This is a genomic window from Arthrobacter sp. UYCo732 (assembly GCF_040547265.1).
Classification (GTDB): domain Bacteria; phylum Actinomycetota; class Actinomycetes; order Actinomycetales; family Micrococcaceae; genus Arthrobacter.
Genome location: NZ_JBEPPJ010000005.1, coordinates 56,211 through 70,060 on the forward strand (window position 1 = coordinate 56,211; position 13,850 = coordinate 70,060).

The following is a 13,850-nucleotide window of genomic DNA, read 5'->3' on the forward strand; positions in this document are numbered from 1 at the left end:
GAGCCTGAATCCTCGCTGAGGATCGAGGCCAAGGGTTTAGCCCCTGCCTTCACCCTTGGCTTAGCCCTTGGCGGCTTTCACGAACGCGCGGATCCTGTCCAGGTCCTTCACCCCACGCGAAGCTTCGACGCCGGAGGAGACATCCACGCCCCACGCGCCGGCGGAGGCGGCCGCCTGGTTCACGTTGTGGGGATCCAACCCGCCGGCCAACAGCCAGTTGCGGTCCTCAATCGCTGTCACCTCCACCATGGAGCCGTAGTCCCAGGTCTCTCCGGAGCCTGGGACGGCGGCATCAATCAATAGGATTTCCTCGCCCCAGTCGGCGAACGCGTCCGCGGTGGCTGCCATGGTGACCGCCCTGATCAGCTTCATGCCGGCAGCGTGCACTGTTGTGACGTCTTCCGGCGTGAGGTCCCCGTGGAGTTGGATCCATTTGACTCCGGCGGAGCGGGCGATTGCAAGGGCGTCGGCCACAGGTTCATGCCGGAACACGCCGACGGCGGCCACCCCGGCTGGCACGTCGGCCAGGAGCCCGGAAACCTGGGACGGCGTGACCGCCCGCGGGCTCGCCGTCAGGACAAAACCGACGGCGTCAGCCCCGGCCTCGACAGCAACCCGGACCGATTCCGGCGTACTGAGACCACAAATTTTGACGAACATTCCCGGCTCCTTGAGGCTGTTTTCGCTATGTCTCCCGGGAGGACATTAGCAGGGATTGGAGCCTGCGCCGATGGGGGCCGGCAACAAACTAGGCTGGACGGATGGAGATCATCCGCTTCGCAGAACTCAGGTCCGAACCGTGGCGCAACGGCGGCGGGGTGACCCGCGAACTGGCCAGCCATCCCAAGGCGGCGTCCGCGCAGGACGGTGCCTGGGACTGGCGCGTCAGCATCGCCGATGTCAGCAAAGCCGGGGATTTCTCGGCATTCCCGGGCATGGAGCGTGTGCTGACCGTGATCGACGGCGAGCTGCTGTTGCTGACGGTCGACGGCGCCGAGCATCCGCTGGAAAAATACCGTCCCTTCCGGTTCTCCGGCGAAGCGGCCACCCACGGGGCCCTGCCCACCGGCGATATCCGGGACCTCAACGTGATCACCCGGACCGGCTCCTTCAAGGGCTTCACGTCCATCATCGAGCTCTCCAAAAAGCGCGCGCACCCGGTTTTTGAGGGTCAACTCGCGGTGCTGCTGCAGGGCCAGGCCACCGTGAGCGCGGGCGCCGCCGACGCTGCGAACGCCCTCAACGCTGATGCCAGCAGCGCTGATGAAGATGCCGACGGCGACGCTGCCGCCGCCCCGGCCGAACCCGAGGCACTCCACCGGTACGACGCCGTCGTCGGTTCCGATACCCGTTCCCCCGAGATCCTTGGGCGCGGCTTCCTGGCCGTGGTTTCGATCGACCGCGTGGCGGGCTGACGCGGCTGAAGGGCCAGCCTCGCCTTCGTTATCTGAGCCTTTCCACACTGGTCGGCCGATGACCCCGCTCCTAGACTCGGGGTCAACCAAGACCTCCCGCAGCTGGCACGCTACTTCTACCGGCAGTCGGTGGAGGAACGGAACCACGCGATGATGATGGTCCAGTACATGCTGGACCGCGAGCAGTTTATGCTCTGGTTCCTCAAGGAGCAGGTGGAAGAGGTTGCCTCCATGACCACCCTTCTGAATATCGCCGAGCGCGCAGACAACCTGTTCGACATTGAGAACTTCATCGCCCGCGAAACCATCGGCGGCCTCGGCCGCGACTCCTCCGCCCCCGAGGCCGCCGACGGCGCACTTTAGGACTCTCGCCCGGCGGCGAGGTTGGCCACCAACCCGGCCACCCGCCGTCGGGCGTTGCTACTCTGATAGCAAGGCTCCGCAACGGACCTCCGGACGACGGTTCAGTACCCGGCACGCGACAAGACTGGCCAAAGGATCTGTCATGTCGTGGTTAATCCTCATTCTTTCCGGGGCGCTGGAGGCCGTCTGGGCCGCCGCGCTGCACCGGACCTTCCAAGCTACAGGCCGCCGCCGCATCGCCCCCGCCGCCCTGTTTCTGGTCTCCGTCCTCGCCAGCATGGCCGGCCTCGCCATCGCCATGCAGGCCATCCCCACCGGGACCGCTTACGCCGTCTGGGTGGGCGTGGGGGTGGTGCTGACCTCCGCTTACGCCATCATCACCAAGGCTGAACGTCCGACGACGGCGCGCCTGCTGTTGCTGACCGGCATCGCCGCGTGCGTGGTTGGCCTGAAGGTGGTGGCGTGATGAAGTCCCGTTCGGCTGCCTGGCTGTTGCTCCTGGGATCCGCCGTTCTGGAAGCGGTGTGGGCCACCGCCCTGGGCCTGTCCGACGGCTTCACCCATCCCCTCCCCACGCTGGTCTTCGCCGTGACGGCCACGCTGAGCATGATTGGGCTGGGGCTTGCCATCCGCAGCGTTCCCCTGGGTACCGCCTACGCCGTCTGGGTGGGGATCGGCGCTGCCCTGACCGTCGGCTGGGCCATGGCCACCGGCGTCGAACCCTTCAGTGTTTTGAAAGTGCTGTTCATCGGCGGGATCGTGGGCTGCGCGGCCGGGCTGAAGTCGCTGCCGGCGGATGCCAAGGCCCGGCAGGACCGGCCGGTTTAGGCTTTTGCCATGGACTCCCCCGAGGTAACGCAGGCGATACAGGCACTGAGGCGCGGGCTCGAGGCCGGCGGCCGCCGGACCCTGCTGGGCATCACCGGCGCGCCGGGCTCCGGCAAGTCCACGTTCGCGGCCAGGCTGCAGCAGGAACTCGGCCCTGACCTTGCCGTTGTCGTGCCGCTGGACGGCTTCCACCTCGGCAACGCGATCATCGACGGCACACCGCTGCGGCAGCGCAAAGGGGCAATGGACACGTTCGACGTCGGCGGGTACCTGTCGCTGTTGCAGCGGCTGGTGCGGCGGGATGAGGCTGTTGTCTACGCGCCGGAATTCCGGCGCACCTTGGACGAGCCGGTGGCCGCGTCCATCGCCGTTCCGGCATCCGTGCCGCTGGTGATCACCGAGGGGAACTACCTGCTGGCGGAGGCACCGCCGTGGAAGGAGGTCCGCGCGCAGCTGGATCAGGTCTGGTTTGTGGACACTCCCCCTGCGCTGCGGCTGGCCCGGCTGGTGGACCGGCATGTGCAGTTCGGCATGGAACGGACCGTGGCGGAAGCCTGGGCCCTCGGCCCGGATGAAGCCAACGCTGTGCAGATCGAGGCCACACGCCAGGGAGCGGACCGGATCATCCCCTGGGTATAGGAAACTGCGAGGAATACCGCAGCCGGGAGCGTGGTTCTTGGCTGGACCAGCCTTGCACAACGAACGGAGCGCGCTCATGACTGCATCTGCACCATCGGTTCACCTCGGCGACGGACTTACGGTCAGTCCCCTTGGATTCGGCGGGATGGCCCTCACCCCGGTCTACGGCGAAGTTGACCCGGACGAGGCCCTCAAGACCCTGCACCATGCCGTGGATGCCGGCGTCAGCTTCATTGACACGGCCGACATCTACGGCGGGGGCAGCAACGAGGTACTCATCGGGAAACTGCTGAAGGAGCGCCGGGACGAGGTCCAGCTGGCCACCAAGTTTTCGCTGGTGGGCACTCCGGGGACCGGCTACACGGACGTCCGCGGGGACGCCGCCTACGTCCGGCAGGCCGTGGACGCCAGCCTGCAGCGGCTCGGCACGGACGTGATCGACCTCTACTACATGCACCGCCGTGACCTCCGCGTTCCGATTGTGGAAACCGTGGAGGCCATGGCGGGGCTGGTGCAGCAGGGCAAGGTCAAACACCTTGGCCTGTCTGAGGTGACCGCGCAGGAGCTGGCTGTAGCCCACGCAGTACATCCGATCGCCGCGGTCCAGAGCGAGTGGTCCATCTGGAGCCGCGATGTGGAACGCAACGTTGTTCCGGCCGCGGCAGGCCTGGGCGTGGGCTTCGTGCCATATTCGCCGTTGGGCCGGGGATTCCTGACCGGCACCGTGGACGCGTCGAGCCTGGGAGCCAACGACTTCCGACGCCGGATCCCGCGTTTCGCCGAGGACGCCGCCGAAGCCAACCAGTCCGTAGTGGCAGCGGTTCAGGCCGTAGCTACCGAACTGGCCGCGACATCTGCCCAAGTCGCCCTCGCCTGGCTGCTGGCCCAGGGCAAGCGGCTGGGCATTCCCGTGGTGCCCATCCCCGGCACGCGCAAAACGCACCGGATCGACGAGAACCTCGGCGCCCTGTCCCTGGTCCTGACCACGGCGCAACTGGAGTCACTGGACAAGGCTGCGGACGCCGTCGTCGGTTCCCGTTCGGCGCAGCCCAACTGGGTGTCCCAGGACCGTGAATAACCAGGCCGTGAATGGCTACCGCTGTGAATAGACTGAAGCCCATGGACACGCTCATTCATGATTTACGGGACATCACCATCCGCCGGATTTCGGTCAGCGAGATGGATAACAACGTGTATCTGCTAACCGCCAAGGAGTCCGGCGCGCAACTGCTGATCGACGCCGCGGACAACCTGCCTGCCATCCAGGGGCTGCTGCAGGACGCCGCCGCGGACACCGCTGCAACGGCCACGCTGGCGCTCATCGCCACCACGCACCAGCACTGGGACCATGTCCGCGCACTGCCCGCGTTGGTGGAAGCCACTGGCGCCAGGACGGCGGCCGGAACGGATGACGCCCCGGAGCTTCCGGTGAAGGTGGACCTGCTGCTGGACCACGGCGACGTCGGCAACTTCGACGGCTTCGACGTGACCACAGTGCACCTGCGCGGCCACACGCCGGGCTCGGTTGCGTTTGTCTACCGGGATCCGGCCGGGCCTGCCCACATCTTCTCCGGGGATTCGCTCTTCCCCGGCGGCGTGGGCAACACCCAGAAGGATCCTGAGCGGTTCAACCAGTTGATCAGCGACGTCAGCGAGCGGCTGTTCGATACCTATCCGGATGACACCGTGGTGCACCCGGGCCACGGCAAGCCCACCACCCTCGGCGCGGAACGCCCGCACCTTGAGGAGTGGCGCGCCCGCGGCTGGTAGGGGCTTAACGGCGGTTGAGCTTGTCGAAACCCTGGTTTCGACAAGCTCAACCGCCAATCACTGCTGTTTAGCGGCCGCGGCGTTCGTTCGACGCGGGAGCCGACGCGCGGCGGGGGCCGCTGCGGGCCGGACGGCCGTTGCCGCCGCCGTTGCCTGCGTAGGATCCACCCGAGGTGCCACCGGTGTTGGAGGACCATACAGCTTTGTTGCCGGAGTTGCCTGCGCCAGAATTGCCTGCACTGGCAGCACCGGCGCGCTGGCCGGACCCACCCGTACGGGCGCCGGCACCGGCAGTGCGTGCGCCGGCTGCGCGCTGGCCGGCTGCCGGACGGCCGTTACGCTGTCCGCCGGACGACGCCGGGCGGCCGGAGGAAGCCGGACGTCCGGTCCCGCCGCGGGGAGCATCACTGCGAGTGATCCGAGAATCTGTGCGCCCGTCGGAGCTGCGTCCGTCTGAACCGCGGCCGGCCGCTGCACGGCCACCTGCCGCGGGGACGTCGTTGCGGTGCGTCGAACCAGTGGTGCCGCGGGCGTTGCGGCGTGCAGCTGCTGCTGCGATGGCGCGGTCCTCGTTCTGCTCAGCAACACGGTCAAATGCTGCGCGGGCTTCAGTGCGGCCTTCGTAAGCCACGGCCCGGCGCTCTGCACGGGGCAGGTCGGTGCGCGTCGGCTCTGCGGAGACACGTCCACGGCCGCCACGGCCGCCGCGGCCGCCGGCGGCCGGGGCAGCCTGGCCGCTCCGGCGGGCGTGCTTGCGCTCGGCGTTGGCACCGGTGGAGGTTCCGCCGCCCTGCTGCTTGGCCTTGGTGGCCAGCAGCGCGGCGCGGGTGCGCGGATCAATCTTGTCGGCCATTTCGCCCACCAGTTCAGCAACCAGCGGGGAGTTGGCGGTGACGCGCTCGAAGTTGACGTCGACGCCGGCAGCCTTCATCAGCTTCTTGACGTCGCTCTGCTGCTCCGGGAGGGTCAGGGTGACAACGGTGCCGTCCGAACCTGCGCGGGCCGTACGGCCTGAGCGGTGGAGGTACGCCTTGTGCTCGGTGGGCGGATCCACATGGATCACCAGTTCGACGTCGTCCACGTGGACGCCGCGGGCTGCGACGTCAGTGGCCACCAGGACGCGGACGTCACCGGAGGAAAACTCGGCCAGGTTGCGGTCACGGGCGTTCTGCGAGAGGTTGCCGTGCAGGTCGACGGCGGGGATCCCGGCGTCGGTCAGGGTCTTCGCGAGCTTGCGGGCGTGGTGCTTGGTCCGCATGAAGAGTACGCGGCGGCCGGCACCCGAGGCGAGCTCGACGATCAGCTGCTTCTTGACGGTCTGGTCGTTGACCACCAGCACGTGGTGTTCCATGGTGGTCACCGCGGCCTGTGATTCATCCACGGCGTGGGTCAGCGGGTTGGACAGGTAACGCTGGACGATCTTGTCCACGCCGTTGTCCAGGGTGGCGGAGAACAGCAGGCGCTGGCCCTGGCTGGGGGTCATGTCCATGAGCTTCTTGACAACCGGGAGGAAGCCAAGGTCGGCCATGTGGTCGGCCTCGTCCAGGACGGTGATCTCGACACCTTCGAGGGTCAGGATGCGCTGGCGGATCAGGTCCTCCAGGCGGCCCGGGCAGGCGATGACGATGTCAACGCCGGCACGCAGTGCCTTTTCCTGGCGGGCCTGGGAGATGCCGCCGTAGATGACCGTGGTGGTCAGGCCCATGGCCTTAGCCATCGGCTCGATGGTGGCGTTGATCTGGGTGGCCAGCTCACGGGTCGGCGCGAGGACCAGGCCCATCGGGCGGCCGGGCTTGCGGAAGTGCTTGGCTTCCCGCTCAGCGAGTCGTGCTACAAGCGGGATGGCGAAAGCGATGGTCTTGCCGGAGCCGGTGCGGCCGCGGCCCAGGACGTCGCGTCCGGCCAGGGTGTCCGGGAGGGTCTTGACCTGGATGGGGAACGGCTCAACAATTCCCTGTGCGGTGAGGGTCTCAGCAAGTTCTTTGGGCGTGCCGAGGGCAGCAAAAGTAGTCATGTAGTCAAAGGTCTTTCAGGCGGTATCCGTGCGGATATCGGCCCCCGATGCCGGTTGGCTCAAGGGTTCGCCGAAGAAAAGTCAGGTGATCAACCGGGCTGCTGCCCCATATCAGGGCGGCGGCAGGGACCAAATGGAACGCGTTCATCGACGCAGGATGTGCCTCTCACATGAAAAAACCCGCTTCCCGAATGAAGGGACTCCGATTTAAGGAGCAAGCGGGCATCACTGCACATCAAGTTCCTCAAGCATATCATCCCGTCGCCTCCAGCCCCGATTCCTGCACCTCGCTTGTCCGGACAGCGGCGGTACCGTTGCCTTCAACGCTGGGCCGGGGCAGGCTTGAGGCATGACGCAACAGGGCGAAGACCACCACCACGCAGCGCACGACGGCGACACGCGCCAAGGAGAGCAGCGGCAGCAAAGTGCAGCCGAGGCATGGGACGAAAAATACGGCAGCAAGCCGCAGATCTGGAGCGGCAAACCCAACCCCCAGCTGCTCCGCGAAGGCGGCGGGCTGCGGCCGGGACGGGCACTCGACCTGGGCTGCGGCGAAGGTGCCGACGCCATCTGGCTCGCCCAACAAGGCTGGACGGTCACCGCCGTCGACGTTTCCGCCGTCGCACTCGAACGCGCGGCCGCGCACGAAAAAGCCGCCCTGGACCGCGAACGCGTGCACACCGAGGGCGCGGGCGTCATCCCCAGCCGCATCCACTGGAAACAGTGCGACCTGGACAAGTGGCAACCCGACGAAACCTACGATCTGGTGTCTTCCCAGTTCCTGCACGGCCCGCAGTTGGTCTGGCAGGGGCCGCTCCGGACGGCGGCCGCCGCAGTCAAACCGGGCGGCACGCTGCTGATCGTGGGCCACCACCCCCACCGGTTGCCCCCGTGGGGAAACCACACCAATCCGGACATGTTTTACACGCCGGCCCAGCTCATCCAGGAACTGGGCATCGAATCGCCTGACTGGCAGGTGGAGGTCAACACCACCCGGGAGCGGCCGGCTACCGGGCCGGACGGGCAGGATGCCGTCGTCGGCGACACCGTGTTCAGGGCCACCCGGCTTTCCTGAGTTTTTGTCCAGATAACACGGCTTTAGCGGCCGGAAATGCCGAATATGTGGACAAAAACTCCAAGGTCAGGCGGGGTACGCATCAGTTCGGGTGATTTGAGGTGACCCGCGGCGCCACCGCAACCGCGGCGACGGCCACCACCGCAGTCAGGGCGAAGACTCCGGCGAACGATGCCGCCGTCGTCGTAGATGCCGCGAACACAATGCCCGTGGTGGCGAGAGCGAGCGCGCCGCCCAGCGAATCCGCAATGGACATCGCGGAACTGTTGAAGCCCTCGTTTTCCTTGGTGGACAGGGCGAGTGTCATCACACTCAGCCGCGGATAGATCAGCCCCATGCCGCCGCCGGCGAAGATCCAGCCGGCGATCGCGACGGCGGCGGGCCAGTGCAGGGCAGCCGTCGCCAAGGTCAGGGCGATGGCCAGCAGCACGAGCGCAGACCCGATCCGTACCGCGGTGCGGTGCCGCAGCCGGGTGCCCAGGCGGCCCTGGATCGCGGCGGCCCCGGCCCACGCCACCGCGCCGGCCGTCAGCGCGAGGCCCGCGAACGTCGGCGGGAACGCGTACTGCTCAATCAGCAGGTACGGCAGGTACACCTCGGCCCCGAAAAATGCGGCACCGGCGAGGCCGCGGGTCAGGATCACGCTGGGCAGCCCGCGGCGCGCGAGCAGTGTTCCCCGCGGCAGCAGCGGGCGCACGGCAATCAGAGCAATCACGACGGCGGCCGAGGCCAAAAGTGCCGGCGCCGCGGGGACGCCCGCGATAGTGACTCCCGCGGAGAGGTTCAGTCCCAGCACCGCGAGGGCGGCGAGCGCAGCCCAGCCAATCCGGCCCACCGGCCACGGCGGCGGCGTCGCCTGTTCCGGTTCCGGGTTGACGCCGCGGAGGACCGGAACGATCATCACCAACGCGGGAATCACCAGCCCCACCACGCCCAGGAACACCCAATGCCAGCTCAGGACCTCCGCCACGATGCCGGCCGCGAACGGGCCCACCAGGGACGGGATCACCCACGCGGCGGAGAACGCGGCGAAAATTCCCGGGTGAAGGACGGCAGGGTAGACGCGGGCCACCACCACGTAGAGTGCCACCGTCAGCGCCCCGCCGCCGAGGCCCTGCACCAAGCGGCCGGCGACCAGCAAGGGCATGGACACTGCCGTGCCGGCGATGAGCAGCCCCACGACGAACAGGGCCACAGAGGCATAGAGCGGAAGGGTTGGCCCCCGGCGGTCGGACCAGTTTCCGGCCACTACCATGCCGATCACACCGGTGGCCAGCGGCCCGGCGAAGGCCAGCGCATAAAGGCTTGCCCCGCCAAGTTCCCGGCTGACCACGGGCATGATGGTGGTGACGGCGAGCGATTCGAACGCGGCGAGGAACACCAGGGAACACGCGCCGATGGTCACCCACAGGTACGGCCGCTGCAGGATCCCGGCGGTGGTCCCTGTTGAGGGGAGGGTGGAATCTCGCACGGCACCAGCCTGATCAGTTGTTGGACGCAACCGTATCAGTTCCGGCCCTGAGTTTTTGTCCAGATAACACGGCTTTCAAGCCCGTGAAGCGGCATTATCTGGACAAAAACTCAGGGGTGGGACGGCGACCGGACGGCCAGGGCTTCCTGCACGCTCTCCGCCACCGCTCCGGCTCCGGCCTGGCCCATCACGACTGTGTAGTGGTTGACGTCGGGCACCTCCCCGATCCGGAGCGAGGGCAGTTTCTGCGCCCAGGCCGCCAAATAGCCGGGGGCGTACAGGGCGGCCGGCTCATTGAGCAGGCCCCGCGGCGCCCGCAGCACCTGGGCATCAACGGCCAGTTCATCCAGCGCTTTGAGCAGCGACGCGCCCCGGTGCAGCTCCGCGGTGTCCTCGGCCATGGCCTCATAACGGGTAGCCGGCTTCAGTTCCGGCTCCTCGCCCGTCAGGTCATAGTCCACGTAGTCCTCCACGAGCGGGTTCCAGTCGCCGCTAAACGCGGGGTGCTGCCGCCAGAAGGAGCGGTAGACCTCACGGCTGGGGAATGTGGAATTCAACCGCTCGGCGGCCGGGCCCAGTACCGCCGCCACCACATCCTCGTCCGAAAACCCGGCCGGAACCTGCAGCGGCAGCCCGCCGTCCACCAGCACCAGCGAACGCACGCGCTCCGGGAACAGGTTCGCCAGGACCACGGCGGCAAAGGCGCCCATGGAATGTCCGACGACGACGACGGGTCCCGTCGTGAGCGCACCCAGCACCGCGGCCAGGTCCTCGGCGTGTGTAGGCATCCCGTACGGTCCGGGCAGTGTGTTGGATCTCCCGCGTCCCCTGAGGTCCGGGGCGATGATCCGGACGCCGGGCAGGGCTTCGGCCAGGTACGGCCATGCCTTGTGGGAGGCCGTCACGCCGTGGACGGCCAGGATGGTGGGGGCCCCCGGATCCTCCGGAGCCCACAGAGCGGGTGTGCAGGGCGCCTCCCCGGACCCGGACGTCGGTGGTCCGCTAGCCGGTGCTGCTTGCTGCTCGCGTCATGGGGCATTCCCTTCCAGGGGTTCCTCGAAGACTTCTTCCGGCACATCGGGCCGCGTGCCCGGGATGGGGTGGGCACCTTCCTCGTCCCAGAGCACCCGGCGCATGCCGATGAGCTCGCCGATCCCCATCAGGGCCCAGGCCGCCACGGTGGGATCCATCTCGCGGACCTCGCCGCTGAGCGCGCCGGCCCACCAGGCCAGCAGCGGCTGGATGTTCCACCCGCCCACATGGAACTGGGGCAGCACCGCCAGCACCACATCGGTTAGCCCGGTCGTGCGACGTTCCGGCAACGGTAATTCCCCGCGGACTAGGAGTTTTTGTCCAGATAATGGGCTCTAGGCCGGCAAAAGCGGGATTACCTGGACAAAAACTCCCTGGCGGTCAGCCGCCGACGTACCGGTTCCGGCCCGCACGGTAGCCAAAAACCGCGGCCAGCAAGCCAACGCCCAGGAACAGCAGTCCGGCGGGCGCGAAGGATCCGGTAGCCTGGTGGAGCTGGCCCACCAGCAGCGTGCCGGTGGAACCCAGTCCGTAGCCCACGCCCTGCATCATCCCGGACAGGTGCGCCGCGGTGTGGCCGTCGCGGGTACGCAGCATGATCATAGTCAGCGCCACCGCAGTGAGGCTTCCCTGCCCCAGGCCAAGAAGCCCGGTCCACACCCAGATGAGCTCGAGCGGCCCGAAGATGCTCAGCGCGAAGCCACTTCCGGTCATCAGCGCCACCATCACGTTGATGGCCCGCTGGTCTCGGAACCGCGAGGCCAAGGCGGGGGCGAACAGAGAGCCCAGCATCTGGAGCACGATGGAAACGGATACCATCAGCCCCGCGGTGCCGCCGTCCACGCCCCGATCGCGCAGGATCGGTGCCAGCCAGGCGAACACACTGAAGGACATCATGGCCTGCAGGACCATAAAGATGGTCACCTGCCAGGCCACCGCGGAGCGCCACACGTTGACGCCGTCGGACGCGGCCTGGTGCCGGGCGGGGTGCTGCCGGAGCGCTACCGGGAGGAAGAGTAAAAGGACGACGGCGGCGGGCACCGCCCAGAACCACAGCCCCGCCGTCCACTCTCCCGTCGCCGTGAAGATGGGGTAGGTAAAGCCGGCGCCGAGGGCGGCCGATGCGCAGATCGCCGTGGTGTAAAGCCCACCCATGAGACCCAGCCGGTGCGGGAAGTCGCGCTTCACCAGTCCCGGGAGCAGCACGTTGCAGAGGGCGATGGCGGCACCGCAGGCCGCCGTCCCAACCACCAGGGCAGGGAGATGGCCGGCGCCCGGCACGAGCCCGCCGGCGGCTGCGGGCCGGAGCAGCAGCCCGGCCGTGAGTACTGCCATGGCACCCAGCAGCACCCGCTCCGGGCCAAACCGGCGGGCAAGCCCAGGGGCCAGCGGGGCGAAGGCACCCAGGAGAGTCACGGGCGCTGTGGTGAGTAAAACCACCGCCCAGCCCGGCAGCCCGGCGTCGGACGTGATCTCCGGAAGCAGCGCCGCGAAACTTGAGAAGACCGTACGGAGGTTCAGGCCGATGAGCACCAGGCAGAGGCCCAGGTAAGCCAGGGCGCGGCGGCCGCGGGGCCCGTCCGGGAGCGTGGTGGGGGACGCGGCGGGAACATCGTCGATTTCGGCGTCGACGAGCAGTCCGGGTACGTACACGTTGTCAGCACGGGTCACGGCACCCATTCTGTCAGGCGGCAGCGGGCCGCCGCTGCCCACGAACGCCGGCCCGCCCCTCGCCGCCGAGTTTTTGTCCACTTATCGCGGGTATGAGCACCGCAAAGGCAGATTATCTGGACAAAAACTCAACTATTCTGGAGTGGATGAGTGAATCCCCAGAATCCCCCCAGACTCCGCATGTCCCGCGGCCGGTGACGCCCGGAACCCAGGCGTCGTTCGGCACCTACGGCGGCAGGCCGGTCAGCTTCGTGCGCCGCGGAACCCGGCTGCAGGGGCGCCGCCAGACGGCGTGGGAAGAGCACGCGGACCGGTGGGCCGTGGACGTGCCGAGGCACATTGCGAACACGTCGGTCCACCCGGAATACACGTTCGACGCCGAGGCGGAGTTTGGCCGCAAGGCACCGCTGGTCGTGGAAATCGGGTCCGGGCTGGGCGATGCCATCTGCCACGCCGCCGAGCAGAACCCGGACACGAATTTCCTGGCGGTGGAGGTCTACACGCCGGGGCTGGCCAACACCATCATCAAGATCAACAGCCGTGGGCTGAGCAATGTGCGGGTGGTGGAGGCCAACGCGCCTGAGGTCCTGGCCACCATGCTGCCGGCAGGGTCGGTCAGCGAGCTGTGGGTGTTTTTCCCCGATCCCTGGCACAAGTCACGGCACCACAAACGGCGGCTCATCCAGCCGGAGTTCGCCGAACTCGCGGCCCGGGCGCTCAGGCCGGGCGGCCTGTGGCGGATCGCCACCGACTGGTCCAACTACGCCGTCCACGTCCGCGACGTCCTGGCGGACTCGCCGGACTTCGAGAACCTGCACACCGGCGAGCGCCACGGTCCGGAGAGCCCGCTCACGCAGGTGTGGCAGTCCGGCGTCGAGTCCCTGGTGGGCGGCGCACCCGTCCGCGAGGGCAGGGCGCCGGTCAGCACCGAGCACACCGGTCCCAACGAGGGCGTGGACGAAACCGGCGGCTGGGCCCCGCGTTTCGAAGGCAGGATCCGCACCAGCTTTGAGGCCAAAGCCCACGAGGCCGGCCGGCTGATCTTCGACCTCTGCTACCTCCGGCGCTGAATCAGCCCCGGCGGCCGGGCAGCTGTCAGCCCACGCTGATGCCGGAAACGATCTCCTTCAGCATATCCACGCGTGGTTCGATCTCCGGGTTCACGTAAGGCCAGATCACCACAACGCCGATAAATTTGCTGTTCTCCCATACGCCGACGGTAGCTGCCACCCTCGGCGCACCGGCAGGATCCGTGTAGCCCACGAGGACCGCGTACGCGGCTTTGCCGGGCAGGTTCAGTTCGCCTTCGGTGATGCGGGTCCCTGCGCGTTCTTCAAGGTAAAACTCTGACATCAGGTGGGCCCAGCCGTTAGCCTGCGGCGCGTCCGTGACGGAGGTGTCGTCCTTGATCACAGTGACCAGAACGCCTCCCAGCAGTCCGTATTGCTCGGTGTTCGGCCCCGCGGCGGATTCCTCCAGGACCTGCGTGTACTCGGGGAAGTCTGCCGTAAACCCCAGGGGGGATTCGATGTGCACTGACATGGTTGCTCCTTAGCGGTAAGTCTTGGGTTC

At 67.7% G+C, this 13,850-nt stretch carries 15 protein-coding genes, 1 pseudogene and 1 riboswitch; of the genes and pseudogenes, 9 read left to right on the forward strand and 7 right to left on the reverse strand.

Annotated elements, in window-relative coordinates; translation table 11 throughout:
* Positions 1–60: 60 nt before the first annotated feature.
* On the reverse strand, positions 61–660 hold the full coding sequence (locus ABIB45_RS09785; RefSeq protein ID WP_354215662.1) for a phosphoribosylanthranilate isomerase: 600 nt from the start codon (positions 658–660) through the stop codon (positions 61–63).
* A gap of 101 nt (positions 661–761) precedes the next feature.
* On the opposite strand from ABIB45_RS09785, the gene ABIB45_RS09790 reads away from it, so the two are divergent.
* From ABIB45_RS09790 to ABIB45_RS09820, 7 genes and pseudogenes are all read left to right on the forward strand, one after another.
* Positions 762–1,415, forward strand: a complete 654-nt coding sequence (locus ABIB45_RS09790) for a HutD/Ves family protein (RefSeq protein ID WP_354215663.1) — start codon at positions 762–764, stop codon at positions 1,413–1,415.
* An 84-nt stretch (positions 1,416–1,499) separates the two neighbouring features.
* Positions 1,500–1,778, forward strand: a pseudogene (locus tag ABIB45_RS09795) (ferritin-like domain-containing protein); the annotation flags it as partial.
* 68 nt (positions 1,779–1,846) lie between these two features.
* A riboswitch (guanidine-III (ykkC-III) riboswitch) is annotated at positions 1,847–1,911 on the forward strand.
* A 9-nt stretch (positions 1,912–1,920) separates the two neighbouring features.
* Positions 1,921–2,244: a DMT family transporter gene (locus ABIB45_RS09800; protein WP_354215664.1), complete on the forward strand. Its 324-nt coding sequence runs from the start codon at positions 1,921–1,923 to the stop codon at positions 2,242–2,244.
* A complete protein-coding gene (locus ABIB45_RS09805) occupies positions 2,244–2,606 on the forward strand; it encodes a DMT family transporter (protein WP_354215771.1) in 363 nt (120 codons plus the stop codon). Before ABIB45_RS09800 ends, ABIB45_RS09805 begins: the two co-directional genes overlap by 1 nt.
* Positions 2,607–2,615: 9 nt before the next feature.
* Positions 2,616–3,245: a nucleoside/nucleotide kinase family protein gene (locus ABIB45_RS09810; protein WP_354215665.1), complete on the forward strand. Its 630-nt coding sequence runs from the start codon at positions 2,616–2,618 to the stop codon at positions 3,243–3,245.
* A gap of 76 nt (positions 3,246–3,321) precedes the next feature.
* Complete coding sequence (locus tag ABIB45_RS09815) at positions 3,322–4,323, forward strand: aldo/keto reductase (protein WP_354215666.1); 1,002 nt, start codon at positions 3,322–3,324, stop codon at positions 4,321–4,323.
* Between the two features lie 41 nt (positions 4,324–4,364).
* Positions 4,365–5,015, forward strand: a complete 651-nt coding sequence (locus ABIB45_RS09820; RefSeq protein ID WP_354215667.1) for an MBL fold metallo-hydrolase — start codon at positions 4,365–4,367, stop codon at positions 5,013–5,015.
* A gap of 67 nt (positions 5,016–5,082) precedes the next feature.
* Here the strand turns inward: ABIB45_RS09820 and ABIB45_RS09825 are convergent, their stop codons facing one another.
* Positions 5,083–7,029, reverse strand: coding sequence for a DEAD/DEAH box helicase (locus ABIB45_RS09825; RefSeq protein WP_354215668.1), 1,947 nt, complete (start codon positions 7,027–7,029; stop codon positions 5,083–5,085).
* A 349-nt stretch (positions 7,030–7,378) separates the two neighbouring features.
* On the opposite strand from ABIB45_RS09825, the gene ABIB45_RS09830 reads away from it, so the two are divergent.
* Positions 7,379–8,104, forward strand: a complete 726-nt coding sequence (locus tag ABIB45_RS09830) for an SAM-dependent methyltransferase (protein WP_354215669.1) — start codon at positions 7,379–7,381, stop codon at positions 8,102–8,104.
* A gap of 82 nt (positions 8,105–8,186) precedes the next feature.
* Here ABIB45_RS09830 and ABIB45_RS09835 read toward each other — a convergent pair whose 3' ends face one another.
* The 4 genes from ABIB45_RS09835 to ABIB45_RS09850 all read right to left on the reverse strand — a co-directional run bounded on the left by ABIB45_RS09835 (position 8,187) and on the right by ABIB45_RS09850 (position 12,287).
* Entirely contained in the window at positions 8,187–9,575 is a 1,389-nt protein-coding gene (locus ABIB45_RS09835) for an MFS transporter (protein WP_354215670.1), read from the reverse strand.
* A 110-nt stretch (positions 9,576–9,685) separates the two neighbouring features.
* Positions 9,686–10,480 carry an alpha/beta fold hydrolase gene (locus ABIB45_RS09840; protein ID WP_354215671.1) on the reverse strand — a complete coding sequence of 265 codons (795 nt, stop codon included), beginning with the start codon at positions 10,478–10,480 and terminating at the stop codon, positions 9,686–9,688.
* Between the two features lie 123 nt (positions 10,481–10,603).
* The gene (locus ABIB45_RS09845; RefSeq protein ID WP_354215672.1) at positions 10,604–10,897 is read right to left on the reverse strand and encodes a hypothetical protein; all 294 of its coding nucleotides are present in this window, start codon (positions 10,895–10,897) and stop codon (positions 10,604–10,606) included.
* Positions 10,898–10,988: 91 nt separating this feature from the next.
* Positions 10,989–12,287: an MFS transporter gene (locus ABIB45_RS09850; protein ID WP_502914527.1), complete on the reverse strand. Its 1,299-nt coding sequence runs from the start codon at positions 12,285–12,287 to the stop codon at positions 10,989–10,991.
* Positions 12,288–12,424: 137 nt separating this feature from the next.
* Here ABIB45_RS09850 and trmB point away from each other — a divergent pair, with 137 nt between their 5' ends.
* Positions 12,425–13,348 (forward strand): tRNA (guanosine(46)-N7)-methyltransferase TrmB, encoded by a 924-nt coding sequence (gene trmB / locus ABIB45_RS09855; protein WP_354215674.1) that lies wholly within the window; start codon positions 12,425–12,427, stop codon positions 13,346–13,348.
* Positions 13,349–13,373: 25 nt separating this feature from the next.
* On the opposite strand, the gene ABIB45_RS09860 is transcribed toward trmB, so the two are convergent.
* Positions 13,374–13,820, reverse strand: a complete 447-nt coding sequence (locus tag ABIB45_RS09860) for a hypothetical protein (RefSeq protein ID WP_354215675.1) — start codon at positions 13,818–13,820, stop codon at positions 13,374–13,376.
* Between the last annotated feature and the right edge of the window lie 30 nt (positions 13,821–13,850).